This window comes from Nocardioides allogilvus (assembly GCF_003047285.1).
Classification (GTDB): Bacteria; Actinomycetota; Actinomycetes; order Propionibacteriales; family Nocardioidaceae; genus Nocardioides; species Nocardioides allogilvus.
In genome coordinates, this window is the sequence record NZ_PZYX01000001.1 from 21241 (window position 1) to 46897 (window position 25657).

28 protein-coding genes are annotated in these 25657 nt (G+C 71.0%); 15 read left to right on the top strand and 13 right to left on the bottom strand.

All coding sequences use genetic code 11. The features are described from left to right. Window positions 1–22: 22 nt before the first annotated feature. Complete coding sequence (locus tag C9J87_RS00115; RefSeq protein ID WP_107704427.1) at window positions 23–784, bottom strand: IclR family transcriptional regulator; 762 nt, start codon at window positions 782–784, stop codon at window positions 23–25. Window positions 785–913: 129 nt separating this feature from the next. Between C9J87_RS00115 and C9J87_RS00120 the strand changes: the two genes are divergently transcribed. Both C9J87_RS00120 and C9J87_RS00125 read left to right on the top strand, forming a co-directional pair. Next, window positions 914–1681 (top strand): CoA transferase subunit A, encoded by a 768-nt coding sequence (locus C9J87_RS00120; RefSeq protein WP_107704428.1) that lies wholly within the window; start codon window positions 914–916, stop codon window positions 1679–1681. Beyond that, window positions 1681–2358, top strand: coding sequence for a 3-oxoacid CoA-transferase subunit B (locus tag C9J87_RS00125; protein WP_010831285.1), 678 nt, complete (start codon window positions 1681–1683; stop codon window positions 2356–2358). The genes C9J87_RS00120 and C9J87_RS00125 overlap by 1 nt, the downstream gene beginning before the upstream one ends. Here the strand turns inward: C9J87_RS00125 and C9J87_RS00130 are convergent. Beyond that, on the bottom strand, window positions 2318–3673 hold the full coding sequence (locus C9J87_RS00130; protein WP_107704710.1) for an MFS transporter: 1356 nt from the start codon (window positions 3671–3673) through the stop codon (window positions 2318–2320). The genes C9J87_RS00125 and C9J87_RS00130 overlap by 41 nt on opposite strands. 97 nt (window positions 3674–3770) lie before the next feature. On the opposite strand from C9J87_RS00130, the gene C9J87_RS00135 reads away from it, so the two are divergent. Beyond that, a complete protein-coding gene (locus C9J87_RS00135) occupies window positions 3771–4808 on the top strand; it encodes an LLM class flavin-dependent oxidoreductase (RefSeq protein ID WP_107704429.1) in 1038 nt (345 codons plus the stop codon). 100 nt (window positions 4809–4908) lie between these two features. Beyond that, a complete protein-coding gene (locus C9J87_RS00140; protein ID WP_107704430.1) occupies window positions 4909–6357 on the top strand; it encodes a purine-cytosine permease family protein in 1449 nt (482 codons plus the stop codon). Here the strand turns inward: C9J87_RS00140 and C9J87_RS00145 are convergent. After that, window positions 6354–6749, bottom strand: a complete 396-nt coding sequence (locus C9J87_RS00145) for a low affinity iron permease family protein (RefSeq protein WP_010831289.1) — start codon at window positions 6747–6749, stop codon at window positions 6354–6356. The genes C9J87_RS00140 and C9J87_RS00145 overlap by 4 nt on opposite strands. A gap of 98 nt (window positions 6750–6847) precedes the next feature. Between C9J87_RS00145 and C9J87_RS19855 the strand changes: the two genes are divergently transcribed. The 5 genes from C9J87_RS19855 to C9J87_RS00165 all read left to right on the top strand — a co-directional run bounded on the left by C9J87_RS19855 (window position 6848) and on the right by C9J87_RS00165 (window position 9749). Beyond that, window positions 6848–7003: a hypothetical protein gene (locus tag C9J87_RS19855; RefSeq protein ID WP_198016924.1), complete on the top strand. Its 156-nt coding sequence runs from the start codon at window positions 6848–6850 to the stop codon at window positions 7001–7003. Further along, window positions 7003–7464, top strand: a complete 462-nt coding sequence (locus C9J87_RS00150; RefSeq protein ID WP_107704431.1) for a RidA family protein — start codon at window positions 7003–7005, stop codon at window positions 7462–7464. Before C9J87_RS19855 ends, C9J87_RS00150 begins: the two co-directional genes overlap by 1 nt. 4 nt (window positions 7465–7468) lie before the next feature. Continuing rightward, complete coding sequence (locus C9J87_RS00155; protein WP_107704432.1) at window positions 7469–8317, top strand: NUDIX hydrolase; 849 nt, start codon at window positions 7469–7471, stop codon at window positions 8315–8317. A 64-nt stretch (window positions 8318–8381) separates the two neighbouring features. Then, the gene (locus C9J87_RS00160) at window positions 8382–9182 is read left to right on the top strand and encodes an MBL fold metallo-hydrolase (protein ID WP_010831292.1); all 801 of its coding nucleotides are present in this window, start codon (window positions 8382–8384) and stop codon (window positions 9180–9182) included. Between the two features lie 39 nt (window positions 9183–9221). Next, window positions 9222–9749: a TIGR03086 family metal-binding protein gene (locus C9J87_RS00165; protein ID WP_010831293.1), complete on the top strand. Its 528-nt coding sequence runs from the start codon at window positions 9222–9224 to the stop codon at window positions 9747–9749. 91 nt (window positions 9750–9840) lie between these two features. Here the strand turns inward: C9J87_RS00165 and C9J87_RS00170 are convergent, their stop codons facing one another. Together C9J87_RS00170 and C9J87_RS00175 are read right to left on the bottom strand one after the other, a co-directional pair. After that, entirely contained in the window at window positions 9841–10860 is a 1020-nt protein-coding gene (locus tag C9J87_RS00170) for an aminotransferase class V-fold PLP-dependent enzyme (RefSeq protein WP_107704433.1), read from the bottom strand. 11 nt (window positions 10861–10871) lie between these two features. Continuing rightward, window positions 10872–11549 carry a Crp/Fnr family transcriptional regulator gene (locus tag C9J87_RS00175; protein ID WP_010831295.1) on the bottom strand — a complete coding sequence of 226 codons (678 nt, stop codon included), beginning with the start codon at window positions 11547–11549 and terminating at the stop codon, window positions 10872–10874. Window positions 11550–11685: 136 nt separating this feature from the next. On the opposite strand from C9J87_RS00175, the gene nth reads away from it, so the two are divergent. From nth to C9J87_RS00195, 4 genes are read left to right on the top strand one after another with little or no spacing between them, the layout of a single operon-like run. Further along, on the top strand, window positions 11686–12405 hold the full coding sequence (gene nth, locus C9J87_RS00180) for an endonuclease III (RefSeq protein ID WP_107704434.1): 720 nt from the start codon (window positions 11686–11688) through the stop codon (window positions 12403–12405). Continuing rightward, window positions 12402–12911, top strand: coding sequence for a TlpA family protein disulfide reductase (locus C9J87_RS00185; protein ID WP_157953072.1), 510 nt, complete (start codon window positions 12402–12404; stop codon window positions 12909–12911). The genes nth and C9J87_RS00185 overlap by 4 nt, the downstream gene beginning before the upstream one ends. Continuing rightward, window positions 12908–13609 carry an NUDIX hydrolase gene (locus C9J87_RS00190; RefSeq protein WP_051204083.1) on the top strand — a complete coding sequence of 234 codons (702 nt, stop codon included), beginning with the start codon at window positions 12908–12910 and terminating at the stop codon, window positions 13607–13609. Before C9J87_RS00185 ends, C9J87_RS00190 begins: the two co-directional genes overlap by 4 nt. Before the next feature lie 5 nt (window positions 13610–13614). Then, window positions 13615–14790 carry a MarP family serine protease gene (locus tag C9J87_RS00195; protein WP_010831299.1) on the top strand — a complete coding sequence of 392 codons (1176 nt, stop codon included), beginning with the start codon at window positions 13615–13617 and terminating at the stop codon, window positions 14788–14790. 6 nt (window positions 14791–14796) lie between these two features. On the opposite strand, the gene C9J87_RS00200 is transcribed toward C9J87_RS00195, so the two are convergent. Beyond that, window positions 14797–15207, bottom strand: coding sequence for a phage holin family protein (locus tag C9J87_RS00200; RefSeq protein ID WP_010831300.1), 411 nt, complete (start codon window positions 15205–15207; stop codon window positions 14797–14799). Between the two features lie 196 nt (window positions 15208–15403). Here C9J87_RS00200 and nhaA point away from each other — a divergent pair, with 196 nt between their 5' ends. After that, window positions 15404–16792 (top strand): Na+/H+ antiporter NhaA, encoded by a 1389-nt coding sequence (gene nhaA / locus C9J87_RS00205; RefSeq protein WP_010831301.1) that lies wholly within the window; start codon window positions 15404–15406, stop codon window positions 16790–16792. An 84-nt stretch (window positions 16793–16876) separates the two neighbouring features. On the opposite strand, the gene acs is transcribed toward nhaA, so the two are convergent. The 7 genes from acs to C9J87_RS00240 all read right to left on the bottom strand — a co-directional run bounded on the left by acs (window position 16877) and on the right by C9J87_RS00240 (window position 24825). Next, a complete protein-coding gene (gene acs / locus C9J87_RS00210) occupies window positions 16877–18850 on the bottom strand; it encodes an acetate--CoA ligase (protein ID WP_107704436.1) in 1974 nt (657 codons plus the stop codon). A gap of 154 nt (window positions 18851–19004) precedes the next feature. Then, on the bottom strand, window positions 19005–20612 hold the full coding sequence (locus tag C9J87_RS00215; RefSeq protein ID WP_036489951.1) for a solute symporter family protein: 1608 nt from the start codon (window positions 20610–20612) through the stop codon (window positions 19005–19007). Continuing rightward, on the bottom strand, window positions 20612–20977 hold the full coding sequence (locus tag C9J87_RS00220) for a DUF485 domain-containing protein (protein ID WP_036489953.1): 366 nt from the start codon (window positions 20975–20977) through the stop codon (window positions 20612–20614). Before C9J87_RS00220 ends, C9J87_RS00215 begins: the two co-directional genes overlap by 1 nt. Before the next feature lie 134 nt (window positions 20978–21111). Next, the gene (locus tag C9J87_RS00225; RefSeq protein ID WP_010831306.1) at window positions 21112–22635 is read right to left on the bottom strand and encodes a sodium/solute symporter; all 1524 of its coding nucleotides are present in this window, start codon (window positions 22633–22635) and stop codon (window positions 21112–21114) included. Further along, window positions 22632–23000, bottom strand: a complete 369-nt coding sequence (locus C9J87_RS00230; protein ID WP_107704437.1) for a hypothetical protein — start codon at window positions 22998–23000, stop codon at window positions 22632–22634. Before C9J87_RS00230 ends, C9J87_RS00225 begins: the two co-directional genes overlap by 4 nt. Beyond that, window positions 22997–23710 (bottom strand): LytR/AlgR family response regulator transcription factor, encoded by a 714-nt coding sequence (locus C9J87_RS00235; RefSeq protein WP_198016925.1) that lies wholly within the window; start codon window positions 23708–23710, stop codon window positions 22997–22999. Before C9J87_RS00235 ends, C9J87_RS00230 begins: the two co-directional genes overlap by 4 nt. Beyond that, window positions 23707–24825, bottom strand: a complete 1119-nt coding sequence (locus C9J87_RS00240) for a sensor histidine kinase (protein WP_010831309.1) — start codon at window positions 24823–24825, stop codon at window positions 23707–23709. Before C9J87_RS00240 ends, C9J87_RS00235 begins: the two co-directional genes overlap by 4 nt. Before the next feature lie 228 nt (window positions 24826–25053). On the opposite strand from C9J87_RS00240, the gene C9J87_RS00245 reads away from it, so the two are divergent. Beyond that, window positions 25054–25653: a hypothetical protein gene (locus tag C9J87_RS00245; RefSeq protein ID WP_010831310.1), complete on the top strand. Its 600-nt coding sequence runs from the start codon at window positions 25054–25056 to the stop codon at window positions 25651–25653. Window positions 25654–25657 lie beyond the last annotated feature (4 nt).

Here is a 25657-nt window from a genome sequence, read left to right on the forward strand (position 1 = left end):
TAGGGCGCCCGCCCCATCGCGGTCAGGCGCGCGGACGCAGTGTGCGGGAAAGCACATGTGCCTCGCGCAGGAGCAGCTCGCCCAGCTCGCGGCGCCGGGGAGCGCTGAAGCGCTGCTGGATGCCGGTCAGGCTGAGCGCCCACTGGGGGCGCTCGTCGGCGTCGAAGACCGCGGCGGCCATGCCCCAGCTGCCCTCGACGATCAGCCCCGGGTTGATCGCGAAGCCCGCCGCGCGTGTGCGCCTGACTCGGTCGCGGACGGCATCGGTGGTGTGCTGGTCGCCGTACTCGTCCACGAGGTCGACGCGGGCGAGGTAGGACTCCACCTCGGCGTCGTCGAGGAAGGCCAGGATCGCGAGCCCGGCGGAGGCGACTCCGAGCGGAAAGCGAATGCCCTCGTGCAGGACGTGGGACCTGATCGGGAAGCTGCCGTCCTCGCGCACCAGGCAGATGGTCTCGTCGCCCCGGCGGGCCGAGAAGAAGGCGCTCTCGCCGGTGGCGATGGACAGTCGCCGTACGACCGGCTGCGCCACCGCTGTCACGTCGTATCGCGATGCGGCGGCCGTGCCCAGGAAGTAGAGCTCGGGGCCGAGCAGCCAGTGGCCGTCCGGGTCGCGCTCGGCGAGGCCCGCGTCGGCGAGCGACGCCAGCAGCCGGTGCGTCGTGGGTCGCGGGAGCCCGGCGGCGCGTGCCGCCTCGGACGTCGTCACGCCTGCTGGCTCGCGGGCGGAGACGGCCTTGAGCAGGGCGGCGACGCGTCCCACGACGTCGATCGGGGCGTCCATTCAATGAACGCTACTACGGCATGAAGATCGCAGAGCGAAAGATTCTCGGCCACTGGATGGTCGGGCGTTGACGGCCCGACCATGGTGCGCCTTGAATCGGGGCACCAACGAGTCTGCGGAGGAACCAGGATGGACAAGGTCGTCGAGAGTGCGGGTGCCGCGGTCGCGGACATCCCCGACGGAGCGACGATGTCGGTCGGTGGCTTCGGGCTGTGCGGCATCCCCACGGTGTTGATCGAAGCGGTGCTGGCGGCGGGGACCACGGACCTCGAGGCCGTCTCCAACAACTGCGGCGTCGACGACTGGGGCCTGGGTCGCCTGCTGATGGCCAAGAGGCTGCGGCGGATGGTGTCGTCGTACGTCGGGGAGAACAAGGAGTTCGCCCGGCAGTACCTCTCCGGGGAGCTCGAGGTCGAGCTCACGCCGCAGGGCACGCTCGCGGAGCGGATGCGGGCCGGCGGCTCCGGGATCCCGGCCTTCTTCACCGCCACCGGTGTCGGCACCCAGGTCGCCGAGGGCGGTCTGCCGTGGAAGTACGACGCCGAGGGCAACGTCTCGGTCGCCTCGCCGCCCAAGCAGACCCAGGTCTTCGCCAGCCCCGAGGGCGAGCGGGAGTTCGTCCTCGAGCACGCGATCGTCGCCGACTTCGGGTTGGTGCGCGCCTGGAAGGGCGACCGCCACGGCAACCTGATCTACCGCGACTCCGCCCGCAACTTCAACCCGCTCGCCGCGATGTGCGGACGGGTCACGATCGCCGAGGTCGAGGAGCTCGTCGAACCGGGCGAGCTGAACCCCAACGACGTCCACACCCCGGGCGTGTACGTCCAGCGCGTGGTCGCGCTGACGCCCGAGCAGGCCGCGGACAAGCGGATCGAGAAGAGGACGGTGAGCTCCTGATGGCATGGACTCGTGAGGAGATGGCCGCCCGAGCGGCCTCGGAGCTGGTGGACGGTTCCTACGTCAACCTCGGCATCGGGCTGCCGACGCTGGTGCCCAACTACGTCGACGACGACGTGGAGCTGGTGCTGCAGTCGGAGAACGGCATCCTCGGCGTGGGCGCCTATCCCACCGAGGACGCCGTCGACGCCGACCTGATCAACGCCGGCAAGGAGACCGTGACCGTACGCCGCGGGGCATCGTTCTTCGACTCCGCGACCTCCTTCGGGATGATCCGCGGCGGCAAGATCGACGCCGCGATCCTGGGTGCGATGCAGGTCTCCGCCGTCGGTGACATCGCCAACTGGATGATCCCCGGCAAGATGGTCAAGGGCATGGGCGGCGCGATGGACCTGGTGCACGGCGCCAAGCGCGTCATCGTGCTGATGGAGCACACCGCCAAGGACGGCGGGCTCAAGATCGTCAACGAGTGCTCGCTGCCCTACACCGGCAAGCGGGTCGTGCAGCGGATCATCACCGACCTGTGCGTGATCGACGTGATCGACCCGACCACCGGTGAGGTCGCCCCCTCGGGCACCCTCGGCGAGCGGGCGCTCCAGCTCGTCGAGCTCGCGCCGGGCGTCACCGAGGACGAGGTCAGGGCGAAGACGGAGCCGGAGCTGTTCGCCGCGAGGTGAGCACCCCCAGCACGCCGAGGACGATCGCGAAGACGAACACCGCGAGGAACGGGTTCGCACCTTCGCGCACAGCCGCGGCGAAGACCACGCCGGAGATCGACAGCGCCAGCGCCGCCCCGAGCGAGTCGGCGATCGAGAGGGCTGCGGAGTTGAAGCCGCGGTCGGCGTCGGTGGAGGCGTCGAGCATGGCCACGCTGGTGCGCGGATAGCCGAAGCCCATCCCGGCGCCGGCCAGGACATAGGTCGCCCCGGCGAGGAGGGCCGGGCCGTCGAGCCAGACCGTGAGCGACAGCGCGAGCACGCCGGCGAGGACGAGCAGCGAGCCGATCTCCATGGCGCGCACGTGCGAGACCCGGGCACCGAGCCGTGCCTGGAGCTGGCTCGACAGCGCCCACGTCACCCCGACGACGCTGAGCGCGATGCCGGCGCGGGCCGGCGTCAGCCCCCACTGCTCCTGCAGGACGTAAACGATGTAGGCCTCGGCGCAGAAGAAGCCGGCGCTCATCAGGCCGCGCGTGGCGATGACGGAGGGGAGTCCTGGCCGGCCCGTGAGCGCGCCGGGGGGCAACAGCCTGCTGAGGGCGAGTACGACGAGGACGAGCGCTCCGAGGGCACCGAACCCGGAGACGCCGCGGGCCGAGCCGAGCAGCTCGAGCGCGAGCACCGCGATCGCGCCGACGCTCGCCCAGGCCAGCCGCCCGAGCCCGGCCTCGGACACGCCGCTGTCGGTCCGCCGGCCCCGCAGCGAGGGCGCGATCAACAGCGCCGCCGCGGCGACGAACACGACGGCACCGAGGAAGACCCAGCGCCAACCGAAGGCGTCCGCGACGAGGGCTGCCAGTGCCGGGCCGAAGAGTGCCGGCAGCACCCACGCCGCGGCGAAGCTCGCGAAGATGCCGGGCTGCAGGGCGGGTGGGAAGACGAGGCCGACGAGGACGTAGACCCCCACGATCAGCGCGCCGCCGCCGAGTCCCTGGACGAGCCGGCCGCCGACGAGGATCTCCATCGACGGGGCCGCGCCACAGATCAGCAGACCCACCGAGAACAGCACCATCGACCAGAGCACCGGCGTCACCGGACCACGCCGGTCGCTCCACATCCCCGCAGCGACCATGCCGATCACCCCGCTGGCCAGCGGAGCAGCGAAGCTCAGCGCGTAGAGGTCGGCGCCGTCGAGGTCGCGCACCACGGTCGGCATCACCGTCGTGACCGCCATCGCCTCGAACGCCACGAAGCCGATCAGCGCGCACACGCCGATGGTGATGGCGGCGTACGTCGGGCTCAGCAGGCGTGGACTCGGAGCGGTCTCGGACATCAGGGTCACGATCGCAGACGCTAGGACTTCACGTGGACGTGAGGTCAAGCGGAGGAGGGGGCAGGAATAGTGGGCGGGGCTCGTCGTTGGGCCAGGTGTGACTCTCGCCCTCTCCGTGCTCGACCTCGTTCCCGTGCGCACCGACCAGACGACCGCGGATGCGGTGGCAGCAGCGAGATCGCTGGTGCAGGTGGCCGACGCCCACGACTACCGGCGCTACTGGGTGGCCGAGCACCACAACATGCCGGCCGTGGCGGCGACCAACCCGCCGGTGCTGATCGCGCTGCTGGCCGCGGCCACCTCGCGGATCCGCGTCGGGTCGGGCGGCGTCATGCTGCCCAACCACGAGCCGCTGGTCGTGGCGGAGCAGTTCGCCCTGCTGGAGGCGGCGTTCCCCGGCCGCATCGACCTCGGCATCGGTCGCGCGCCCGGCACCGACATGCTCACCCGCTACGTCCTGCGTGGAGGTGCGACGGCGGCGGCGGACGACGCGGTCGCGCAGTTCCCGCAGTACGTCGACGACGTGGCCACCCTCATGCACCCGGACGGCGTCGAGATGGCCGTCGGTGGCCGGCGCGAACCGCTGCGGGCGACGCCGAACGCGGCCAGCGTGCCGACGATCTGGCTGCTCGGGTCCTCGGACTACTCCGCGCGACTGGCCGCCGCGAAGGGCCTGCCCTACGTCTTCGCCCACCACTTCGCCGGCCGGGGCACGGCCGAGGCGATGGACCTCTACCGGTCGACGTACACGCCGTCCGAGGCGCACCCGGAGCCGCGCACCTTCCTCACCGTCAACGCGGCCGTGGCCGAGACGGCGGAGGAGGCGCGCCGGCTCGCGCTGCCGCAGGCCCAGGCGATGGTCGCCCTGCGCACCGGCGGTCGGCTCGCGCCGCAGCTGCTCGTCGAGGACGCGGAGCAGGTCACGCTGCCCGCGCAGCACCAGCCGCTCGCCGACGCAATGCTGCGGCGCTGGGTCGTCGACGAGCCGGGCGCGGCGCGCGAGCGGATCGAGATGCTGGCTCGTGAGTACGGCGTCGACGAGGTGATGGTGCACCCGGTCGCGGGCGCGCACACCGGCACCCCGGCGGGGTCCTCCCCGGCCCGCGAGGCGACGCTCAAGCTGCTCGCCGGCTGACGTCGGTCTCGGATGCGAGACGACCCGGGAAATTCGGGGGTGTCGCGGAACGGTCGGCAGGGAGTGTGATGGGGGGCACACCCCCTGAAGGAGCGTCACCATGACCACGACTTCCGACAGCACCATGCCCGTGCGCGGTGTCGAGCGCCGTACGATCGATGTCATCCCGGCGGAGGAGCGGCACGGCACGCCGTTCAGCCAGTTCACGCTGTGGATGGGCGCCAACCTGCAGATCACCGCGATCGTCGACGGTGCGCTCGCGGTCGTCTTCGGCGCCGATGCCCTCTGGGCGATCATCGGCCTGTTCCTCGGCAACCTGCTCGGCGGCATCGTGATGGCGCTGCACTCGGCCCAGGGCCCGCGGCTCGGCCTGCCGCAGATGATCTCCAGCCGCGCGCAGTTCGGCATCTACGGCGCGATCGTTCCGCTGGTGCTGGTCATCGTGATGTACCTCGGTTTCACCGCGACCGGCACCGTGCTCGCCGGCCAGGCGATCAACGAGCTGCTGCGCGTCGAGAACGCGACGATCGGCATCGTGCTGTTCGTAGCGATCGTCGCCGTGATCGCGATCGTGGGCTATCGCTGGATCCACGCCGTCGGCCGCTTCGCCAGCGTCCTCGGGGTGCTCGGGCTGGCCTACCTCGCCGTCCAGCTGGTCCGCAACCACGACGTGAGCGCAGCGTTCGCGGGCAACCAGTTCGACATCGTCACCTTCCTGCTCGCCGTCTCGCTGGCCGCCGGCTGGCAGCTCACCTACGGCCCCTACGTCGCCGACTACTCGCGCTACCTGCCCGCGGAGACGTCGCAGCGTTCGGTCTTCTGGTGGACGTACGGCGGAAGCGTGCTCGGCTCCCAGCTGTCGATGACCTTCGGTGCGATCGTCGCCGCGGTCGCCGGTGACGCGTTCCTCACCAACCAGGTCGGCTGGCTCGGCGGGCTCGCCTCCGGAGCCATCGTCGCCGGGCTGATCTATCTCCTCATCGTCGTCGGCAAGCTGACGGTCACCTGCCTCAACGCCTACGGCAGCTTCATGTGCGCGGCCACGATCACCACCGCGCTGACCGGGCGCCGGACGATGGGCAGCAACGCCCGCGCCGCCTTCGTGCTGCTGATGCTCGCGGCCTCGATGGGCATCGCCCTGTGGGCGAGCGCCGACTTCCTGAACAACTTCAAGAACTTCGTGCTGCTGCTGCTGATGGTCTTCACCCCGTGGTCAGCCATCAACCTCACCGACTACTACCTCGTCTCCAAGGAGCGCGTCGACCTGGCCGCGCTCTACGACCCCAAGGGCCGCTACGGCGGGTGGAACGCCGTCGCGCTGACGACGTACTTCGTCGGCGTGCTGATCCAGGTGCCGTTCCTGGCGCAGAAGCTCTACACCGGGCCCGTCACCAAGGCCCTCGGAGGCGCCGACATCTCCTGGATCATCGGTCTCGTGGTGCCGGCGGTCATGTACTACGTGTGGGCCAGCCGCAACCCGCTCGCGCCGCCCGAGGAGGTCCCGCTCCCGAACGCCGACGCCTCGGGAAGGCCGTCCGCCATCTCCTAGTGCCGCTCCTCGAGGCCGACCGCCTCGCGGAGCCGCTCCACCGACGCGCGCAGCTCCTCGGAGTCGCGTGCGTGGTGGTCCATCAGGTCGGCCAGCGCCTCTGCGAGCACGTTGAGCTTCTCCTGCGACGACTCCTCGCTGCGCCGACCGGCGTTCTGGAGCAGGACGAGGAGCAGCAGCGACAGGACGGCCGAGCCCGTGTGCAGCGCGAGCTCCCACTTGGTGGTCGTCGACCACAACGGCTTGCTCGCGGCCCACAGGGCCAGGGCCACGAGGATGACCCCGAAGAACGGCGCCCGGCTGACGCGCTGGATGGCCGCGTCGACGAACCGCTCGAAGGCGTTGGGGGTGTTGTCGTGGCCGCGGTCCCCGGCGGCGTCGTTGCGCTCCATGGACGGAGGCTAGTTCGCGTGCTGCCGCGACCGCAGCAGGACGGGCCCTGCGTCAGGCCTGGGGTGGACGCCTGATGTCACCTGAGTAGGGTCGGCGCATGACTGTCTGGGAATACCAAGTGGCGCCGATCCCGCTCCACAACGAAGCACTGATGCTCAACAACTTCGGCCAGGACGGCTGGGAGCTGGTCGCGATCCACACCAACGCCCAGGGCGGTCTCGTGGCCTTCCTGAAGCGACCCAAGGCCGCCTGATGGGGGCCGAGGCCCGGCTCGAGGAGCTCGGGATCACGGTCCCCGAAGTGGTGCCGCCGCTGGCGGCCTACGCCCCGGCGGTCCGGACCGGCAACCTCGTCTACACCGCCGGCCAGCTGCCCGCGCGCGACGGCGAGATGATCGCCGTCGGCAAGGTCGGTGGGTCGGTGACCGAGGAGCAGGGCTATGAGTGCGCGCGCCAGTGCGCCCTCAACGCGCTCGCCGCGATCCGGGCCGAGATCGGCTCGCTCGACAACATCACCCGGGTCGTGAAGGCCGTCGTCTTCGTCGCCTCCACCCCAGACTTCACGGGTCAGCCGAAGGTCGCCAACGGCGCGTCGGACTTCCTCGGCGAGGTGTTCGGCGACCTCGGTCGCCACGCACGCTCGGCCGTGGGCGTGCCGGTGCTGCCCCTCGACGTACCGGTCGAGGTCGAGCTCATCGTCGAAGTCGCGAGCTGACGCTGTGAAGCGGCCGCCGCTGCCCCAGGCCTTCGTCGACCAGGCTCGCGCCTACGAGACCGGGGAGGCGACGCCCGCCGAGCCGCGCAACGCCGCGACCGTCGTGCTGCTGCGTGACGGGGCGAGCGGTCCCGAGGTCTACCTCCTGCGCCGGCAGACGACGATGGCGTTCGCCGCCGGCATGTGCGTCTTCCCCGGTGGCGGTGTCGACCCGCGCGACTTCTCCGAGGACGTCGCCTGGGCGGGGCCGTCCGTCGCGGACTGGGCTGTGACGCTGGGCTGTGAGCCGGAGCTCGCCCGGGCGCTGGTGTGTGCGGCCGTCCGCGAGACCTTCGAGGAGTCGGGCGTGCTGTTGGCCGGACCGTCGGCCGACACCGTCGTCGAGGACACGACCGGCGACGACTGGGAGGCGGACCGGGTGGCGCTCGAGACGCGCTCGCTGTCCATGACGGACTTCCTCGTACGCCGCGGGCTGGTCCTGCGCACCGACCTGCTCGGCGCCTGGTCGGGCTGGCTGACGCCGGTCTTCGAGCCGAAGCGCTACCGCACGTGGTTCTTCGTCGCGGTCCTTCCCGGCGCCCAGACGACGCGCGACGTCTCCTCCGAGTCGTCGTCGGTGACCTGGCGGCACGCGCTCGATGCGGTCGCCGACGTCGAGTCCGGCGAGATGCTGATGCTGCCGCCGACGTACCTCACCTGCCTGGAGATCGGGCAGCTCGGCTCGTCCGCTGCGGCGCTCGCGGCATCGCGGTCGCGGACCGTCGACATGTTCACGCCCGAGGTGATCTCGTCGGGGGCCGACTTCATCCTCTCGACCCCGCCGGCCTACGAGGCGTTGCTGGAGTCCCGATGAGCTTCACCCCACGACGTTCTTCTCCCCCGCTGCGCTCCTCCGAACAACGTCGCGGGGACCCCGAATGACCTGGGACGGCGGGACCTTCGGCTCCTCAGCGACCTGCGTGCTGGCGCCGAACGCCGACATCATGACGCTCGACGGCACGAACACCTGGGTGCTCTCCTCGGGCTCGCAGTCGCTCGTCATCGACCCCGGGCCGTCGATCGAGTCCCACCTCGCCGCGGTGTCCGCGGTCGGCCAGGACGTCGTCGGGGTGCTGCTGACGCACCACCACCTCGACCACAGTGAGGCCGCGCGCGAGTTCGCCTCTGCGCACGGGTGCGGGGTGCGGGCGCTGGATCCCGCCTACAGACTGGGATCTGAGGGCCTCGGCGCTGGCGACGTGGTGACGGTCGGCTCGCTCGAGGTGCACGTCGTCGCCACCCCGGGCCACACCGCCGACTCGCTCTCCTTCGTGGTGCCGTCCGAGTCGGCCGTGCTGACCGGTGACACTGTCCTCGGTCGCGGCACCACCGTCGTCGCCCACCCCGACGGCTCGCTCGGCGCCTACCTCTCCTCGCTCGACCGCCTGCACGCGCTGTGCTCGGAGCAGGGGATCACCTCCATCTGGCCGGGCCACGGGCCGGTCATCGACAACGCGCTCGGGGCGCTGGACTACTACATCGCGCATCGCCGTACCCGCCTCGACCAGGTCCGCGACGCCGTCGCGACCCTCACCGCGCAGCCGCACCCCGAGGGCATCGCGGCCGACGAGCTGCCGCGTCGCGTCGTCGAGCTGGTCTATGACGACGTCGACCCGGTGCTGTGGGGCGCGGCCGAGCTGTCGGTGCGCGCGCAGCTGGCCTACCTCGCCTCGTCCTGACCTGTTGTGGTCGGCCCGCGGCGGGCCTAGCGTGAAGGCATGAGCCAGCCCATCGTCACGCTGTCCCGCGCCCTCGACCAGGCCAGCGACGTGCTCGCCACCGTGCACGCCGACGACCTGGACAAGCCGACGCCGTGCGGCGACTGGTCCGTGCGCGACCTCGCGGCCCACCTCGCCGTCGGGCCGGCTCGGTTCCTGCAGATGTCGCGCGGGGAGGAGGTCGACTGGTCCTCTGACGCACGCGTCCCCGACGGCACCTGGGCCACGACCTTCCGCGCCGGCGCCGACGACCTGATCCACCACTGGCACGGCGAGCCGGCAGACAAGGCCGCAGGAGCCGGGTGGCAGACCGCCGAGGTCGCCGTGCACACCTGGGACCTCGCACGCGCGCTCGGGCGCGACAGCGACCTCGACGACGAGGTCGCGGAGGCGGGGTTGGCGTTCCTGACGGGTGCGTTGACCGAGGACAACCGTGGGTCGGTCTTCGCACCGCCCGTCTCCGTGCCCGACGATGCGTCGCCGTACGACCGGCTCGCGGCGTTCGCCGGGCGGGATCCACGCGCCTGAGCCGGCTGGAGGCGACCGGATCGTCGGACGTCCCGCGTCGCCACCTTGCACGACGCAGGCGACCCGGCGCCCGGGTGGTAGCCCGGCAGGACTATTTCAGGACGCGTAACGCGGCAGTGACGTCGGCCGACGAGTTGTAGAGGTGGAAGGACAGGCGCAGCCGCCCGGCGCGCACGGCCGCGACGATGCCGGCCTCGGCGAGTCGGGAGGCGATGTTGCCCGGCGCCTCGACGGAGACGATCGCGGAGTCGCCGGCGGGCAGGCCGAGGCCGTTGCGGAAGGCGTTGGCGAGGGCGACGTCGTGGGCGTGGATGCGCTCGATGCCGATCTCGAGGAGCAGGTCGAGGGCGGGCACGTGGCCGACCCAGCAACCCCAGGCGGGGGAGACGTCGTAGCGCCGGGCGTCGCCGGCCAGACGCAGGGGCGGGCCGTAGATGGCGTCCCAGCGGGACTCGCCGGCATACCAGCCCGCGGCGAGCTCGGGCAGCGCCGGCGCGGTGGGGCTGACCGCGAAGAAGCAGGTGCCGCGGGGGCCGAGCAGCCATTTGTAGCCGCCGCCCACGACGTAGTCGGCCTCCAGGTCCGCCAGCGGCAGCCAGCCGGCGGCCTGGGTGACGTCGACCAGCGTGAGGGCTCCCGAGGCGCGCGCCGCGGACGCCAGCGCCGACAGGTCGACCAGCCTGCCGTCGGCGGACTGCACCGCTGACACCGCCACGAGGTCGACGTCGGACGTGATCGAGTCGACGAGCCGCTCGAGCGGCACCAGGCGCACGTCGAGATCGGCGCGCAGGAACGGGAAGAGGACCGAGGTGAAGTCCTCCTCGGCGGCAAGCACGACGCTGCGCGGGCGCAGCGAGGCTGCCACGAGTCCGACGAACTGGCTGGCCTGCGAGCCCGTGGCGACCTCGCTCGGATCGCGACCCAGGAGGGTCGCGAAGGCCGCACGGCCGCGGTCGACGTACGCATCGATCGCAACCGCGTCGATGGTGCCGGCCTGGCGCGACTCCTCGTAGGAGCGCATCGCCGCGACGCTGCGCAGCGGGGCGAGGCCGAGGGTGGCGGAATTGAGAAAGACCCCGGCAGGAGCGAACTCCGCCGGGGCCAGACTCATGAGTGGATCGATCAGCGTGCGCGCTTGGAGAGGCGCTCGACGTCCATGATCACGACCGAGCGCGGCTCGAGCCGCAGCCAGCCGCGCGAGGCGAAGTCGGCCAGTGCCTTGTTGACCGTCTCGCGGGAAGCGCCGACCAGCTGGGCGAGCTCCTCCTGCGTGAGGTCGTGGTGCACGTGGACGCCGTCGTCGGCGGTGCGGCCGAAGCGGTCGGCGAGGTCGAGCAGCGCCTTGGCGACACGGCCGGGGACGTCGGAGAAGACCAGGTCGGCCACGACGTCGTTGGACTTGCGCAGGCGGGACGCGAGCTGCGAGAGCAGGCCGCGGGCGACGATCGGGCGACCGTCGAGCCAGCGCAGAAGGTCTTCGTGGGACAGCGAGGCGAAGGTGGCGTCGGTGACGGCCGTGACCGTGGCCGAGCGCGGGCCGGGGTCGAAGAGCGAGAGCTCGCCGAACATCTGGCCGGGGCCCATGATGGCGAGGAGGTTTTCCCGACCGTCAGCAGCGGAGCGGCCGAGCTTCACCTTGCCCTCGGCGACGATGTAGAGCTTGTCGCCCGAATCGCCCTCGTGGAACAACACGTCGCCGCGGCGCAGTCTCGTCTCGGCCATCGAGTTGCGCAGCGCGGTGGCTGCCTCGTCGTCGAGCGCGCTGAACAGCGGAGCCTGACGCAACACGTCGTTGTCCACCGGGGTCCTCCAACCTATGGGCCTGCCTGAACGTGGGAATCCTAGCCGTGGTCTGTGTCACATGAGGCCATCGGGGCCCATCAGACCACATGTGACCACCCCGTGGCGTGTCGGTGGCGGGTCGTAGGCTGCCCACGTGCCGCCTCGTCCTGCCCTCGTGACCCCACCCGACACCTCCCTGGTGCGCCGGGCGCGCAAGGTCAACCGGGTGCTGGCCGAGACCTACCCCGAGGCCCGCTGCGAGCTCGACTTCGACGACCCGTTCCAGCTGCTCGTCGTCACCGTCCTGAGCGCGCAGACGACCGACCGCCGGGTCAATGCCGTGCGCCCGACGCTGTTCGCCGCCTATCCCGATCCGGTCGCGATGGCGGGCGCGCCGCGCGAGCTGCTCGAGCAGATCGTCGGTCCGCTCGGGTTCTTCCGGGCCAAGACCGATGCCCTGCTCAAGCTCAGCCAGGCGCTCGTCGAGCGCTACGACGGCCAGGTCCCCGGCCGCCTCGAGGACCTGGTGACGCTGCCCGGGGTCGGTCGCAAGACCGCCAACGTCGTGCTCGGCAACGCCTTCGACGTCCCCGGCATCACCGTCGACACCCACTTCGGCCGGCTGGTGCGCCGCTTCGGCTGGACCGAGGAGACCGACCCGGTGAAGGTCGAGCACGCCATCGCCGCGCTCTTCCCCAAGCGCGACTGGACGATGCTCTCCCACCACGTCATCTGGCACGGCCGTCGTCGCTGCCACGCGAAGAAGCCCGCGTGTGGCGCGTGCCCGCTCGCCAGGCTCTGCCCCTCCTTCGGCGTCGGCCCGACCGATCCGATCGAGGCCGAGAAGCTGGTCAAGACCCAGGGGCCGGCGTGATCCGCGCGCTCGTGGCCCTCGTCGCGTGCCTGGCACTGGTCGGGTGCACGTCGGGCGAGACCAGCCAGGCCACCGACGACCGGCTGCCCGACCTCACCCTGGCCGGCTTCGACGGCGCACCGCCCGTCGACCTCGGCGAGCTCACCGGCCCGGCCGTGATCTCCGTGTGGGCGTCGTGGTGCGGCCCCTGCCGGCGGGAGATGCCGATCCTCGAGGAGTTCCACGCGACGTACGGCCACCGCGTCGCCCTGCTCGGCATCGACTTCCAGGACCGTCAGACCGAGAAGGCCCGGGCGCTCGTCGAGCAGACCGGCGTGACCTATCCCCTCGTCGAGGACGAGGCCGGCGACATCAACGGGCGTGGCGCGTTCCCCCTGCTGCGCGGGTTGCCGGCGGTGGCGTTCGTCGCCGACGACGGCACGGTCGCCCACGTCGAGGCGGTCGAGATCGAGTCCGTCGACCAGCTCGTGTCGATGGTCGAGGAGCACCTCGGGGAGGAGCTGTGAGCCTCCCGTCCTGGTTGGCGCCGATCGCGGAGGGCGCGGAGTCGATCACGGTCCACGAGCTGACCCGCTTCATGCCGCCCGAGGACAGCGACGCCCGGCGCGGCGCCGTGCTGATCCTCTTCGCCGACGTCGACGGTGACGGCCGGGGCGAGCTACTGCTGACGGAGCGGGCACACCACATGCGCTCCCACCCGGGCCAGGTCTCCTTCCCCGGCGGCACCATCGACCCCGGGGAGAGTGCCGTCGAGGCAGCGGTGCGCGAGGCGCAGGAGGAGATCGGGCTCGACCCGGCCGAGATCGAGGTGTTCGCCGAGCTGCCCGAGCTGTGGCTGCCGCCGTCCAACTTCGCCGTCACACCGGTCCTCGGCTACTGGCGCCACCGCGGCGAGGTGAGCGTCGTCAGCCCCGACGAGGTGCACGAGATCCACCACGTCGACATCGACGACCTGCTCGACCCCGCCAACCGGATCAGCGTCCGCCACCCGTCCGGCTGGCTCGGGCCGGGGTTCCTGATCGGGCCCGACCGAGACGTCATCCTGTGGGGCTTCACGGCCGGGATCATCGCCCGGCTCTTCGACTTCGTGGGCTGGTCGGGGGAGTGGGACACCAACCAGGTGCGTGACCTGCCGGACTACATGCTGCAAGGTGATCCCACACCGGCCGTCCAGACGCGGCCGAACACCCGCCTCGAGGAGTAGCCCGCGTGAACATCCTCGACTGGTGCCTGCTGGCACTCGTGGGCGTCTATGCCCTGTCGGGCTACTGGCAAGGATTCGTCACCGGGGCCTTCGCGACCGCGGGCCTGCTGTGCGGCGGGCTCTTCGGTGTGTGGGTCGCGCCGATCGCGCTCGGCGACGCCGAGCCCTCGCTGTGGGTCTCCCTCGGTGCGCTGTTCATCGTGATCCTGTCCGCGTCCCTGGGCCAGGCCCTGCTGCAGTACGTCGGCGCCCGCATCCGCGCCCGCATCAAGTGGCAGCCGATCCGTGCGGTCGACGCGATCGGCGGCGCCGCCCTCAGCGCGGTGGCGGTGCTGCTCGTCTCGTGGGCCCTCGGCGTCGCGATCTCCGGGTCGAGGATCGGCGCGATCACCCCGCTCGTGCGCGAGTCGAGAGTGCTCTCCGAGGTCGACAAGGTGCTGCCCGCCCGCGCCTCCGACGTGCTGGGTGCCTTCAACAACGTGGTCGGCACGACCTTCTTCCCGCGCTACCTCGAGCCGTTCGCTCCCGAGCGGATCGTCAAGGTCGGCCCCGGCCCGCAGCGCCTGCTGAGCGACCCCGACGTGCTGGCCGCGGCACCCAGCGTGCTCAAGGTGCGGGGGAGCAACAACTGCGGGAGCGGCGTCGAGGGGACCGGCTTCCTCTACTCACCCGGGCGGCTGATGACCAACGCCCACGTCGTGGCAGGGGTCGACAACCCGGAGGTCGAGATCGGCGGGGTCGCCGTGCCCGCGAGCGTCGTCGTCTACAACCCCCGCATCGACGTCGCCGTGCTCGCGGTCGACGAGGGCGACCTGCCCCACCTCGTGTTCGACAAGGACGCCGAGGCCCAGGACGGGGTGGCCGTGCTCGGCTACCCGCAGGACGGGCCCTACGACGTCCAGACCGGCCGCATCCGGTCCGAGCAGCGGCTGCGCTCGCCCGACATCTACGGCGAGGGCACGGTGCTGCGTGACGTCTTCTCGCTGCGCGCGCTCATCCGGCAGGGCAACTCCGGCGGCCCGATCGTCAACTCGTCCGGGGACGTCGTGGGGCTGATCTTCGCGGCGTCGGTGACCGATCGCGACACGGGCTATGCGCTCACCGCCGGGCAGATCGCGGAGAGCGCCGCCCTGGGCGTCACGTCCTCGGCCGAGGTGGACACCGGGAGCTGCGCCGGCTGATCGCGGTCAGCCGCGACCGCGGAGGGCGGAGGGGATCTCCTTGCCCTGCGAGATCGCGCGCTCGGGGGCCTTGACCTGCTTGACCTGCTTGATGCCGATGAAGGCCAGGAGGCCGGCGATCAGGAGGTAGACGACCATCACGATCAGGAAGCACCACGCCAGGTCGAGCCCGGTCATGTGGATGAAGTAGGCGAACGCCACCGACAACATGATGATCGCGAGCAGGGCGAGGAAGCCCGCGGCCGCGAACAGGCCGATGCCGACGCCGCCGTGCTTGAAGCTGACCTTGAGCTCCGACTTGGCCAGCTCGATCTCCTTGGAGATCAACGTCGAGATGTCTCGGCTGGCGTCGATGACGAGAGCGCCGATCGTGGGATCGGTGTCCCTGCCGGTCGGCGTGGTCGGAACCTGGGCCATGGGCGTTCCTTCGCGAATGTGTTGCCGCGTTGTACGGCGCGGGTTGACCCGTCCGACCCTACACAAGCCGACCGCTCCGGTCGGCCCGCCCGGTGATCGCCGCTAGGCTGGACGTCAGGTGAGCCGGGAAGTCTGGTCGGCCCGTGACGTCTCTCGTCGCGGATCTGAGTTCAGCGACCCGAAAGGCGCCGCCCGCATGCCGATCACCCCCCACGGATCCTCCGAGCTCGACGACGACGACGTCTGGAACACCGGCCCGTCCTACCTCGCCAGCAACAAGCCGCTGGCCAGGCTCGTCGCCCGCCCGATCCGCGAGTTCCTCCGTGTGGAGGCAGCCGGTTCGGTGCTGCTGCTCGTCGCCGCCGTCGTCGCGCTGATCTGGGCGAACAGCCCGGCCTCCTCGTCCTACGACACCTTCTGGCACACCCCGATCGGCCTCGACATCGGCAGCTTCCGGCTCGAGGAGTCGCTGCAGCACTGGGTGAACGACGCGCTGATGGTGATCTTCTTCTTCGTCGTCGGGCTCGAGATCAAGTACGAGGTCGTCAACGGCGACCTGCGCGACCCCAAGACGGCCGCACTGCCGATCATCGCCGCGATCGGCGGGATGGTGGTCCCGGCCGGGCTCTACCTCCTGGTTGCCGGCGGTGGTGAGGCCGGTGCGGGGTGGGGCATCCCGATGGCCACCGACATCGCCTTCGCGGTCGGCGTGCTCGGGGTGCTGGGTCGACGGATCCCGTCTGCGCTGCGCCTCTTCCTGCTGACGCTGGCGATCGTCGACGACATCGGCGCGATCATCGTCATCGCGGTGTTCTACACCGCGTCGCTCGAGCTGTGGTGGCTCGCGCTCGCCGTCGGCCTGCTGGCGCTGATGATCGCGCTCCAGAAGGCGCGCGTGTGGGCCGTGACCGTCTATGTCGTGATCGGCGTGGCGACCTGGTTCGCCCTGCTCCAGTCGGGCGTGCACGCCACCTTGGCCGGAGTCGCGATCGGCCTCATCACCCCCGCACGCCCCTTGCTCAACGAGGACGTCGCGCGCCGCCACGCCCGCCAGGCGCTGAGCGACAACCGCCTCGACTCCGACGAGCTCGGCCGCCTGCGCTTCCTGCTCGGCGAGTCGGTGCCGATGGTCGAGCGGCTGCAGTCCACGCTGCACCCGCTGTCGTCGTACGTCGTGCTGCCGATCTTCGCACTGGCCAACGCCGGCGTCGCGCTGGGCGGGTTCGGTGACGCGCTCACGTCGCCGGTGGCCCTGGGGATCATGGCCGGGCTGGTGCTCGGCAAGCCCGTCGGGATCGTGCTCGCCTCGTTCATCGCGGTGAAGGCCGGGCTGGGAAGGCTGCCCGACAGCTCGACGTGGCCGATGGTCGCCGGTGTCGGCGCCGTCGCGGGCGTCGGTTTCACGGTGTCGCTGTTCATCGCGGGGCTGTCGTTCCCCGACTCGCCGGGGCTCACCGACGACGCCAAGGTGGGGATCCTGGTCGCGTCGCTGCTCGCTGCGGCGGTCGGCGTCGCCGTACTCCTGCTGGCGGGACGTCCCGGCGCGGACGGGGCCCCCTCGCCCGAGGACTCCGGCGCCTCCTGAGGCAGGTCCGGCCCGGGAGCGTCAGACGAACCCGCACCAACAGGTGCGGGTTCGTATGACGGATGGCGCGCCAGCGCCGGGAGGTCAGTCCTCCGAGGAGGACCCTTCCTTGCTCTTGATCAGGTCCATGACCGTGGAGTCGGCGAGCGTGGTCACGTCGCCGACCTCGCGGTGCTCGGCGACGTCCTTGAGCAGGCGGCGCATGATCTTGCCGGAGCGGGTCTTGGGCAGCTCGGGCACGATCATGATCTGGCGCGGCTTGGCGATGGCGCCGATCTCCTTCGCGACGTGCTTGCGGAGGTCCTCGACGATGTCGGGGCCACCGTCGCCGGCCGCCTCGCGCAGGATCACGAACGCGCAGACGGCCTGGCCGGTCATGTCGTCGGCCGCCCCGACCACGGCCGCCTCGGCGACCTTCGGGTGGGACACCAGCGCCGACTCGATCTCGGTGGTGGAGAGGCGGTGGCCGGAGACGTTCATGACGTCGTCGACGCGGCCGAGCAACCAGATGTCGCCGTCGTTGTCGAGCTTGGCGCCGTCGCCGGCGAAGTAGAGACCGTCCCAGCGTGACCAGTAGGTGTCGATGAACCGCTGGTCGTCGCCCCACAGGGTGCGCAGCATCGCCGGCCACGGCTCGCGGATCACGAGGTAGCCGCCGTTGCCGTTGCCGACGGACTCGGCCTCGTCGTTGACGACGTCGATCGAGATGCCGGGCAGGGCCTTCATCGCCGAGCCGGGCTTGCCGGCGGTCACGCCCGGCAGCGGGCTGATCATGATCTGCCCGGTCTCGGTCTGCCACCAGGTGTCGACGATCGGGGTCCGGTCGCCGCCGATGTTCTTGCGGTACCAGATGTAGGCCTCGGGGTTGATGGACTCACCCACCGAGCCCAGCAGGCGGATCGACGACAGGTCGTGCTGGGCGGGGATGTCGTCGCCCCACTTCATGAACGTCCGGATCGCGGTGGGCGCGGTGTAGAAGATCGTGACGCCGTACTTCGCGATGATCTCCCACCAGCGGCCCTTGTGCGGGGCGTCGGGAGTGCCTTCGTACATCACCTGCGTCGCGCCGTTGGCGAGCGGCCCGTAGACCATGTAGGAGTGGCCGGTGACCCAGCCGACGTCGGCGGTGCACCAGTAGACGTCGTCGTCCTTGAGGTCGAAGACCGCCCAGTGCGTGTAGGACGTGCCGGTGAGGTAGCCGCCCGTCGTGTGCAGGATGCCCTTGGGGGTGCCGGTCGTGCCGGAGGTGTACATGACGTAGAGCGGGTGCTCGGAGTCGTGCATCGGCGCGTCGTGCTCGGCCGACGCGGCGTCCACCACGTCGTGCCACCACACGTCGCGGGTGTCGTCCCACGCGATGTCCTGGCCGGTGCGGCGGACGACGACGACGTGCTCGACGCCGCTCTCTACGCCACTGGCGGCGACCTTGGCCACGGCCTCGTCCACGGCCGGCTTCAGCGCGCTCGGCGCACCGCGGCGGTAGCCGCCGTCGGCGGTGAGGATGACCTTCGCCCCGCAGTCGATCACGCGCGAGGCGAGCGCGTCGGCGGAGAAGCCGCCGAAGACCACGGTGTGCGGGGCGCCGAGGCGGGCGCAGGCCAGCATCGCGACCACGACCTCGGGGATCATCGGCATGTAGATCGCGACCCGGTCGCCCTTCTGCACGCCGAGCTCGGTGAGCGCGTTGGCGGCGCGGCAGACCTGGTCCATCAGGTCGGCGTAGGTGATGTCGCGGGTGTCGTCCTCGGGCTCGCCGACCCAGTGGAGGGCGACCTTGTCGCCGTTGCCGGCGTCGACGTGGCGGTCCACGCAGTTGACGGCCGCGTTGAGGGTGCCGCCCACGAACCACTTCGCGAACGGCGGGTTGGACCAGTCGAGGACCTGGTCCCACCGCTGGCCCCAGTCGAGGCGTTCGGCGGCCTCGCCCCAGAAGGCCTCCCGGTCGGAGGCGGCCCGGTCGTAGGCCTCCTCCTTGACGTTGGCGTCGGCAGCGAGGTCGGCCGGCGGCTCGAAGCGGCGCTCCTCGGTGCTGAGGTTCTCGAGGGTCTGGTCGGCCATGACATCTCCTGTGGTTCTGTGCGTCGGCAGTCGGTGTTGAAACTACTCGGGCGCCGCGACTGCGACCACCCGTCGTTCAGGCAGATCCAGCACCGGGTCGAGCGATGAGGTCGCGGCGTCCGCCAGGAGCTCATCACTCGACCCGGTGAGTGGATCAGTGGTGTACGGCGCTCTCGGCGCCGGCACCGGTGAGCGCGCGGACCTCGAGCTCGGTGAAGCGGTCCTCCGCCTCGGGCTCACGGCTGGTGATGGTGCCGATGTAGCCGAGCAGGAACCCGAGCGGGATGGACACGATGCCCGGGTTGTTGAGCGGGAAGATCGCCCAGTCCGCGTCGGGGAACATCGACGTGGGCAGCCCCGACATCACCGGGGACAGCACCACCAGGCCCACGGCGGAGATGAGGCCGCCGTAGATGCTCCACGTGGCGCCGCGGGTGTTGAAGCGCCGCCAGAACATGTTGTAGATGATCGCCGGCAGGTTGGCCGACGCAGCGACCGCGAAGGCCAGCGCGACCAGGAAGGCGATGTTGAGCCGCTGGGCCGGGATGGACAGCACGATCGCGATCGCGCCGATCGCGAAGGCCGCGATCCGCGCCACCCTGACCTCCTCCTTCTCGGAGACGGGCTGGTCCTTCTTGAAGACCCCCTTGTAGAGATCGTGGGCCACCGAGGAGGACGACGCGAGGGTCAGCCCGGCGACCACGGCGAGGATGGTCGCGAACGCGACCGCCGCGATCAGGGCCAGCAGGATCGCGCCACCGGTGGACCCCTCGCCACCGCCGACGGCCTCGGCGAGCAGTGGCGAGGCGAGGTTCTGGTTGCCACCCGCTGCCGGGTCGACCACGTCGCGGTCGAGCATGGCCGCCGCGCCGAAGCCCAGCACCAGCGTCATCAGGTAGAAGGCACCGATCAGGCCGATCGCCCACAGCACCGACTTCCGGGCGTCCCTGGCGGTCGGCACGGTGTAGAAGCGGATCAGGATGTGCGGCAGCCCCGCCGTACCGAGCACGAGCGCCAGGCCGAGCGACAGGAAGTCGATCTGCGAGGTCAAGGTGCTGCCGTACTGCAGGCCGGGCTGGAGGAACGCGTCGCCCTTGCCGGAGTTCTCCGCGGCCGCGCCGAGCAGCGAGGAGAGGTTGAAGTTGAACTCCGCGAGCACCAGCACCACGATCAGCGCCGAGCCGAGCATCAGCAGGACGGCCTTGGTGATCTGGACGTAGGTCGTGCCCTTCATGCCACCGACGGTGACGTAGAAGATCATCAGCACGCCGACGCCGATGATGGTGATGTTCTTGATCGCCTGGCTGTCGACGCCGAGCAGCAGCGCGACGAGCGTGCCCGCGCCGACCATCTGGGCGAGCAGGTAGAAGATCGACACGACGACGGTCGAGAGCGACGCCGCCGTACGCACCTTGCGCTGGTTCATCCGGAAGGCGAGCTGGTCGGCCATCGTGTAGCGACCGGCGTTGCGCAGCATCTCGGCGACGAGCAGCAGTGCCACCAGCCACGCGACCAGGAAGCCGATGGAGTAGAGGAAGCCGTCGTAGCCGTAGACCGCGATGGCGCCGGAGATGCCGAGGAACGACGCGGCCGACATGTAGTCGCCGCCGATCGCGAGACCGTTCTGGAAGCCCGAGAAGGAGCGACCGCCCGAGTAGAAGTCGGCGGCCGTCTTGGTCTGGCGGCTGGCCCAGAAGGTGATCCCGATCGTCAGCGCGACGACGGACAGGAAGAGGAAGGTGGTCAACGCCTGGTCGCTCATCACTGGCCACGCTTTCCGTCGGTGCCGACCTCGTCGGTGTAGGCCTGCTCGAGGCCACGGGCCAGCGGGTCGAGCTGGCTGGTCGAGAAGCGGCTGTAGAAGTAGGCCAGCCCGAACGTCGTCACGAACTGCAGCAGCCCGAAGACGAGGGCGACGTTGATGTTGCCGACGAGCTTCGTGCTCATGAAGTCGCCGGCCCAGTTCGACATCACGACGTAGAGCAGGTACCACGCCAGGAACGCGACGGTCGCGGGGATGACGAAGCCGCGATAGCGACTGCGCAGTTGTTCGAACTCGGCTGTCGCGGCGAGCCGGTCGTACACCGGATCGTGGCGCGCAGCCTGGTCATGGGGTGTCTCGGACACGACGGTCTCCTTCGCGTGGATGTGATCACCGTCACCGTGGCACTGGCCGCGGGGGCGACGGCAGAGTGACGTGCGAGTACGTCGCCGGATGGCGTGCGCGCGTCGGCGAACGGTCGTCTGGGCGCGACGAACGGTCAGGTGCGCTGGAGGTCCACGGACTCCGGCGTGTGCAGCCGGACCATGAACCGACCCGCGTGCGTCGGCACCCGGCTGCGGGTCGCGCGGCTCACCAGCACCATCGTGGCGAGGGCCGCGGGCACGCTCCAGGCCGCCGGCTGCCCGAGGAGCACGGCGACCCACCCCGTGGTCTCGGACGTGACCAGCGTCCAGCCGACCGCGAGACCGGACCCGACCCCGCCGACCACGAGCCCGGCGATCGCCCCGGCGGCCGTCAGCCCGCGCCACCAGATCCCGAGGAGCAGCAGCGGGCAGAACGTCGAGGCGGCGACCGCGAACGCGAGCCCGACCGTGCGGGCCACACCGACGTCGGGCGCGGCGATCGAGACCCAGGCGGGCACGACGACCGCGATCACCGCGCCGGCCCGGAAGGCGGCGATGCCGGAGAGGCGATGGGTGCCGAACCGGCGTCCCGTCACGTCCTGGGAGAGCACCCCGGCGACCGCGATGGAGAGCCCGCTGGAGGTGGAGAGGAAGGCGGCGAAGGCGCCCGCGGTGACCAGCCCGGTCAGCACCTCGCCGAGGATGCCGTCGACCATCAGCCGCGGCAGCTCGAGGACCAGCGCGTCCGAGCCGGCCGTCGCGAGGTCCGTGGCATAGATGCGGCCGAGGGCGCCGTACACCGGGGGCAGGAGGTAGAACGCGCCGAGCAGGGCGAGCACGACGAGGGTCGTACGGCGGGCCGCGCGGCCGTCGGGGTTGGTGTAGAACCGCACGACCACGTGGGGGAGGCCCATGGTGCCGAGGAACGTCGCGACGATCAGCGAGTAGGTGACGTAGAGGCCCTGGGCGCCGCCCTCCCCGAGAGGCAGGGACCAGTAGTCGGCGCCCGCCCCGGCACCCATCGTCGGGTTGGGGGCGCCGTCGCCGGCCCACACCGCCAGCAGCACGCAGGCGGGGAGGAGCAGCGCGGTGAGCTTGAGCCAGTACTGGAAGGCCTGCACGAAGGTGATCGAGCGCATCCCGCCCGAGCCGACATTGATCAGCACGACGGCGGCGACCACGAGCGGGCCGACCCAGGTGGGCGCGTCGATCGCGGCCTGCAGCGTCAGCCCGGCACCCTGGAACTGCGGCAGGAGGTAGAGCCAGCCGATGGCGACGACCAGCACCGAGCAGAGCGCTCGCACGCCGCGCGAGCCGAGCCGCGCCTCCGCGAAGTCGGGCAGCGTGTAGGCCCCGCTGCGGCGCAACGGAGCGGCCACCAGCACGAGCAGGACGAGGTAGCCCGCCGTCCAGCCGACGGGGTACCAGAGCATGTCGGCACCGAAGGTGAGGACCAGGCCGGCGACCCCGAGGAACGACGCGGCGGAGAGGTATTCGCCGCCGATGGCGCTCGCGTTGAGCCCCGGCCGGACCGTGCGCGAGGCGACGAAGAAGTCGCTCGTGGTCCGCGAGAACCGCAGCCCCCACGTGCCGATGGCCAAGGTGGCGACGGTGACGAGGACGACCGCGACGAAGCCCGGGACGACCTCGGTGCTCATCGCTCCACCTCTTCGACGAGCGTGGCGAAGTCGCGCTCGTTGGCCTCCGAGCGGCGGATGTAGAGCCAGCCGAGCGTCAGCATCCAGGGATAGACGAGGAAGCCGAGCAGCAGCCACGACAACGGCATCGGCCCGAGCCGCACCTCCGCGAGCCCGGGCACGAGGTGGAAGGCGAGCGGCAGGATCCCGACGGTTGCCGCGAGCAGTCCGAGGATGCGCAGCGCGAGGCGCAGCTGCTCGCCCAGCAGCGACTCCATGTAGACGCGACCGAGCTCGGTGCCGGCGTCGATCTCGCGGGTGCCCGAGCGATGCGTGGTCGGTGCCCGGCGCCGGGGCGGGCCGGTGACCCGGACGCGTTCCCTCACGGTTGCTGGCGGGTCAGGAGCTCGCGCAGCTCGCGGGTGTGGCGGCGACTGACCGGCAGCTCCCGGCCGCCGACCACGACGCTGGCCCGCCCGGAGTCGACCCGCAGCTCGGAGACGTGGGCCAGCGCGACGAGGAGCGAGCGGTGGATCCGGACGAAGCCTGCCTGGGCCCAGTCGTCGGCCAGGGTCGACAGCGGCGTACGCACCAAATGGGAGTCGTGGGCCGTGTGCAGGCGCGCGTAGTCGCCCTGCGCCTCGACGTGGGTGACCTCGCTGCGGGAGATGAAGCGGGTGACGCCCCCTCGCTCGACCGGGATCTGGGTGTCGCCGCTCGGGACGGGGGCGGTCGCGGCCACGATGCGGCGCACGGCCTCGGCGAGGCGCTCCTCGCGCACCGGCTTGAGGACGTAGTCGACGGCGTGCAGGTCGAAGGCCTCCACCGCGTGCTCGTCGTGGGCCGTGACGAAGACGATCGGCGGCGGCGCCTTGAACCGGGAGAGGACCTGCGCCAGGTCGAGCCCGGTGAGGCCGGGCATCTGGATGTCGAGGAAGACCGCGTCGACGACGAGGTCCTGCAGCACCCGCAGGGCCTCGGTCGCGGAGTCGCACCCCTGCACGCGGCCGACCCGCGGGTCGCGCTCGAGCAGGAACATCAGCTCGTCGAGCGCGGGCCGCTCGTCATCGATGACGAGCACGTTCAAGGGGCTCACAGCTGCACTCCGGGGGCGAACTTGGGGACCCGGACGATGACCTTGGTGCCGGCGCCGGGGGCCGTCTCGACCACCAGACCGTAGTCGTCGCCGAAGGCGTTGCGCAGCCGCGCGTCGACATTGCCGAGTCCGACGGAGTCCATCGAGGCGTCGCCGGCCAGGGCGCGCCGGACCCGCTCGGGGTCCTCGCCGGTGCCGTCGTCCTCGACCTCGATGAGGCACTCCTGGTCGAGGTCACGCGCCGTGATCGAGAGCCGACCGACCCCGTCGGCCTTGTCGGCGCTGGCCTCGAGCCCGTGGCGAACGGCGTTCTCGACGAGCGGCTGGATGCACAGGAAGGGTACGGCGACGGGCAGCACCTCCGGCGCGATCCGCAGCGTCACCTTGAGCCGGTCACCGAAGCGGGCCTGCTCCAGCAGCAGGTAGCGCTCGACGGAACGGAGCTCCTCGGCCAGCGTCGTGTAGTCGCCGTGGCTGCGGAAGGAGTAGCGGGTGAAGTCGGCGAACTCGAGCAGCAGCTCGCGCGCCCGGTCGGGGTCGGTGCGCACGAAGCTGGCGATCGCACCGAGCGAGTTGTAGATGAAGTGCGGGCTGATCTGTGCGCGCAGGGCCCGCACCTCTGCCTCCATCAGGGCGGTGCGGGAGTCGTCGAGCCGGGCCAGCTCGAGCTGGCCGGAGACCCAGGCGGCGACCTCGTTGGCGGCGCGCACGAGGCTGCCGGTCGCGTTGGGCGCGCCGACGACGAGCGCGCCGACGATCACCTCCTCGACGACCAGCGGGCTGATGACGAGCTGGCGGACCGGGCAGCGCGGGTCGCTGCACTCAATGGTCGCGGCGATCCGGGTGGGCGCGCCGTCGGACAGGTCAGCGATGACCTGGGTGGTCTCGGCGACGTGGTGGTGGCCCAGGCCCTCCCAGGCGAGCACGCCGCTGGTGTCGGTCAGGGCCGCTGCGGGGGTGCCGAGGAGGGTCCGCAGGTGTCGCACGCTGCGCTCGGCGCTGGCCTCGGTGAGGCCCTCGCGGAGGGCCGGTGCCGCCAGCGAGGCGGTGTGGAGGGTGCGGAACGTGGCGCGGTCGGCCTCCGTGCCCAGGTGAGTACGCCGCCACCGTCGCATGCGGTGACCCTAGCGACTGAGCACGCGGGTGCAGAGCAGAGCCGCCGCCCGGTCGAAGATCGCGTCGAGCTCCTCGCCGTACTCGCTGTAGACCTCGTCGGTGAAGACCGAACTCGGGCTGTCGACCGGGAAAGCCTTGGAGCCTCATCGCTCGGGGCACCCCAGGCTTTCGAAGTTTGAACGGCGCGCAGCGTGGGGAAGGTGCCTGTCATGCGACGACTGATGCCTATGTGCGCCGCCCTCCTTGTCACCGTTCTTGCTGCGGGATGCACCGATGACTCCGACGAGACGTCGGACCCCGACAGCACCTCAGCGCCGAGCCAGGCACCGTCCTCGGAAACGTCGTCGGACGACCTGTCCGAGTCGGCCGCCGAGGGACCCGTCGCAGGTGCCGGAGCCGCTCTGTCGCCCGACAAGCCCAAGCAGTGGTGCAACGCGATCACCGCTGACCAACTGGCCGCGGTCACAGGCACCGAGGTTGCCGCGGTCACGGACTGGTCCACGGGCATCCAGGCGTGCGGCGCCGACCTTCCCGGAGTCGAGTTCCAGATCACCTGGGGATCGGAGCCGACCAAGCAGTCGTTCACGAAGTACGCAGAGACCTGGAACCACCCCGCCGATGCCTTTGCAGTCCGTGACGCTGAGTTGCCGGGCGGAAAGCCTGGCCTCGTGGCCACCCAGCCGGTTCCCGAGGCCGGCCACGCAGGCACGGTGATCGGCGGGCGGCTGATCGAAGTGTCCGTGTCCGAGGTGATTCCCGACGACATGAAGTCTGTCGACGACCTGGGTGCAATCGCCGAACAGATCCTCGCGGTCTACGCGAGCTGAGCAG

Coding starts and splice junctions, on each gene's coding strand:
- C9J87_RS00160 (WP_010831292.1), top strand. CDS start 8,382: ATGACCTGGGACGGCGGGACCTTCGGCTCCTCAGCGACCTGCGTGCTG.
- nhaA (WP_010831301.1), top strand. CDS start 15,404: ATGCCGATCACCCCCCACGGATCCTCCGAGCTCGACGACGACGACGTC.
- C9J87_RS00115 (WP_107704427.1), bottom strand. CDS start 784: ATGGACGCCCCGATCGACGTCGTGGGACGCGTCGCCGCCCTGCTCAAG.
- C9J87_RS00140 (WP_107704430.1), top strand. CDS start 4,909: ATGACCACGACTTCCGACAGCACCATGCCCGTGCGCGGTGTCGAGCGC.
- C9J87_RS00125 (WP_010831285.1), top strand. CDS start 1,681: ATGGCATGGACTCGTGAGGAGATGGCCGCCCGAGCGGCCTCGGAGCTG.
- C9J87_RS00245 (WP_010831310.1), top strand. CDS start 25,054: ATGTGCGCCGCCCTCCTTGTCACCGTTCTTGCTGCGGGATGCACCGAT.
- C9J87_RS00215 (WP_036489951.1), bottom strand. CDS start 20,612: ATGAGCGACCAGGCGTTGACCACCTTCCTCTTCCTGTCCGTCGTCGCG.
- C9J87_RS00200 (WP_010831300.1), bottom strand. CDS start 15,207: ATGGCCCAGGTTCCGACCACGCCGACCGGCAGGGACACCGATCCCACG.
- C9J87_RS00240 (WP_010831309.1), bottom strand. CDS start 24,825: ATGCGACGGTGGCGGCGTACTCACCTGGGCACGGAGGCCGACCGCGCC.
- C9J87_RS00130 (WP_107704710.1), bottom strand. CDS start 3,673: ATGTCCGAGACCGCTCCGAGTCCACGCCTGCTGAGCCCGACGTACGCC.
- C9J87_RS00145 (WP_010831289.1), bottom strand. CDS start 6,749: ATGGAGCGCAACGACGCCGCCGGGGACCGCGGCCACGACAACACCCCC.
- acs (WP_107704436.1), bottom strand. CDS start 18,850: ATGGCCGACCAGACCCTCGAGAACCTCAGCACCGAGGAGCGCCGCTTC.
- C9J87_RS00165 (WP_010831293.1), top strand. CDS start 9,222: ATGAGCCAGCCCATCGTCACGCTGTCCCGCGCCCTCGACCAGGCCAGC.
- C9J87_RS00120 (WP_107704428.1), top strand. CDS start 914: ATGGACAAGGTCGTCGAGAGTGCGGGTGCCGCGGTCGCGGACATCCCC.
- C9J87_RS00150 (WP_107704431.1), top strand. CDS start 7,003: ATGGGGGCCGAGGCCCGGCTCGAGGAGCTCGGGATCACGGTCCCCGAA.
- C9J87_RS00225 (WP_010831306.1), bottom strand. CDS start 22,635: ATGAGCACCGAGGTCGTCCCGGGCTTCGTCGCGGTCGTCCTCGTCACC.
- C9J87_RS19855 (WP_198016924.1), top strand. CDS start 6,848: ATGACTGTCTGGGAATACCAAGTGGCGCCGATCCCGCTCCACAACGAA.
- C9J87_RS00170 (WP_107704433.1), bottom strand. CDS start 10,860: ATGAGTCTGGCCCCGGCGGAGTTCGCTCCTGCCGGGGTCTTTCTCAAT.